Source organism: Burkholderiales bacterium (genome assembly GCA_035560005.1).
Lineage (GTDB): Bacteria > Pseudomonadota > Gammaproteobacteria > Burkholderiales > Eutrophovitaceae > DASRFY01.
This window is the reverse complement of record DATMAN010000078.1, coordinates 1-2,264: the sequence shown is the minus strand read 5'-3', so window position 1 is coordinate 2,264 and position 2,264 is coordinate 1. Positions and strand designations below refer to the sequence as shown.

Genomic DNA, 2,264 nt, shown 5'->3' with positions numbered 1-2,264 from the left:
GCGCGAACGCGTCGAGCCGGGAACTCCCCGTGCTCGCGGCGGCCCAAGGAAGGCGATGAGGGCCGCATTCCTGCTCGCCGCGCTGGTCCTGCCGCACGCACAGGCGCAGGAGCAGGCTATCCAGCGCGAGTTGATGCTGCGCGCGCAGCAGTCGGACGCGTTCAGCCTGCAGTTGCGCCAGTCGCTGGAACAGGCGCGCATCGCGCCGGGGGACCTGGAGCGCCGCCGCGCGGTTGCGCTGCGACACCTCGCCGAGCGTCAGCGGCTGGGAAATGCCTCGGAACGCCAGCGGCTTGAGGTGAAAGCCGATCTGCCCGAGGCGCTCAGGCCGTTCGAGCGCCTGCACGCGGACGAGGAACGCCGCGCGATCGTGCGGCCGGTGGCAGAATCGAACCCGCAATCCCCGTGAGTCGCGCCGATGCAGAAATGGCTGATCACCCTCGGGATCGTGCTCCTCGTGCTCGGCCTCGCCTGGCCGCTGGTGGCGAAGCTGGGGCTGGGCAGGCTCCCCGGCGACATCGAGGTGAAGCGCGAGGGCTTCACCTTCTACTTTCCGATCACCACCAGCATCCTGGTGTCGCTGGTGCTGACGCTCATTTTGTGGATCTTCCGGCGCTGAGCGCCGGTGCCGGCTGACGGATTCGAACCGCCGACCAACGGTTTACAAAACCGCTGCTCTACCATCTGAGCTAAGCCGGCCCTCGGCGGAATTGTAAGCGCGGCCCCTTCGGTCCGCGCCGCATGCGCGCTACTTGATGCGCCGCAACTGCGGCTTGCCGCCCGAGGGCTTGGTCGGCTCGGGCTCGGAGGCCGGCAGCGCGCCCGGTTCGGCCTCGGCGGCGGCCTGAAGCGCCGGCTTCGGCGCCTCGACCTCGAAGGTCATGCCGTGGCCGGTTTCGCGCGCATACAGCGCAAAGACGCTGCCCACCGGAACCGAGATCTGGCGCGCGACGCCTGCAAAGCGCGCCGAGAACTCGATCAACTCGTTGCCCATCTGCAGCTTGTGCACCGCGACCGGAGAGATGTTGAACGTGATCTCGCCGTCCTTGACGTATTCGGCCGGAACCTGCGCGCGCGAATCCACCTTCACCGCGATGTGCGGCGTGTAGCCGTTGTCCACGCACCACTCGTAGAGCGCACGCAGCAGGTACGGCTTGGTCGGGATCTCGGGGTTCGCCATCGCGCGCGGCGGCGGGACTACTTCCGCATCACTTTCTCCGACGGGGTGAGCGCCTCGATGAACGCCGGCCGCGAGAAGATGCGCTCGGCGTACTTGGCGAGCGGCGCCGCCGGCTTGCCCAACCGGATGCCGTAGTGGTCGAGCCGCCACAGGAGCGGCGCGATCGCCACGTCGAGCATGCTGAACTCGTCGCCGAGCATGTACCGGGTGCGCGTGAAGACCGGCGCCAGCTCGACGAGGCGGTCGTGCACGTGCTGGCGGGCGCGCTCGACCGCCTTTTCCTTGCCGGATTCCAGCGCCTCGATCTGCGAGAACAGCTCGACTTCCATGTTGAACAGCATCAGCCGCGCGCGCGCGCGCATCACCGGGTCGGCGGGCATCAGCTGCGGGTGCGGAAAGCGCTCGTCAATGTATTCGTTGATGATGTTGGACTCGTAGAGGATCAGGTCGCGCTCGACCAGCACCGGCAGCCGGTTGTACGGGTTCATCACCGCGATGTCTTCCGGCTTGTTGTACATGTCCACGTCAATCACCTGGAAGTCCATGCCCTTCTCGTAGAGCACGAAGCGGCAGCGGTGGCTGAACGGGCAGGTCGTGCCGGAATACAGTTGCATCATGGCGGGGAATTCCTCGACGCGGATGGCGGGGCCGGGCGCCCGCCCGGGCCCTTGCGCGGGGGGGCGGCGGCCGCGCCCCTGCGCTATTTCACGTCCTTCCAGTACTCCTTCTTGAGGGCATACGCGAGGACGAACAGCACGCCCAGCACGAACAGCACCACGATGCCGACGGTCTTGCGCGTGCGGGCATCGGGCTCGGCGACGTACATCAGGAAATTGACGAGGTCGCGGACCGCGGCGTCATACTGCGCCGGCGAAAGCGTCCCCGGCGCAAGCTGCCGCCAGCGGTACTCGAGCGCATCGTGGCCGGCCTTGTCCTTGACGGCGGCGATCTCCAGGCCCCGTTCGCCCTGCAGCAGCCACAGCGCGTGCGGCATGGCGACGTTCGGGAACACGGCGTTGTTCCATCCGGTCGCCGACTTCGGATCGCGGTAGAACGTGCGCAGGTAGGTGTAGAGCCAGTCGGC

Annotated in this window: 5 protein-coding genes and 1 tRNA gene; 2 read left to right on the top strand and 4 right to left on the bottom strand. The window is 67.6% G+C overall.

The window, feature by feature from the left end:
* The first annotated feature begins 55 nt into the window (after window positions 1–55).
* Window positions 56–409 (top strand): hypothetical protein, encoded by a 354-nt coding sequence (locus tag VNM24_11985; GenBank protein ID HWQ39306.1) that lies wholly within the window; start codon window positions 56–58, stop codon window positions 407–409.
* A 9-nt stretch (window positions 410–418) separates the two neighbouring features.
* Window positions 419–619, top strand: coding sequence for a DUF2905 domain-containing protein (locus VNM24_11980; protein ID HWQ39305.1), 201 nt, complete (start codon window positions 419–421; stop codon window positions 617–619).
* Between the two features lie 7 nt (window positions 620–626).
* Here the strand turns inward: VNM24_11980 and VNM24_11975 are convergent.
* From VNM24_11975 to VNM24_11960, 4 genes are all read right to left on the bottom strand, one after another.
* Window positions 627–699 (bottom strand) — tRNA-Thr (locus VNM24_11975).
* A 49-nt stretch (window positions 700–748) separates the two neighbouring features.
* On the bottom strand, window positions 749–1,180 hold the full coding sequence (locus VNM24_11970) for a ClpXP protease specificity-enhancing factor (protein ID HWQ39304.1): 432 nt from the start codon (window positions 1,178–1,180) through the stop codon (window positions 749–751).
* 17 nt (window positions 1,181–1,197) lie between these two features.
* Window positions 1,198–1,797, bottom strand: coding sequence for a glutathione S-transferase N-terminal domain-containing protein (locus VNM24_11965; protein ID HWQ39303.1), 600 nt, complete (start codon window positions 1,795–1,797; stop codon window positions 1,198–1,200).
* An 83-nt stretch (window positions 1,798–1,880) separates the two neighbouring features.
* On the bottom strand, window positions 1,881–2,264 hold a 384-nt coding region (locus VNM24_11960; protein HWQ39302.1), incomplete at its 5' end, for a cytochrome c1.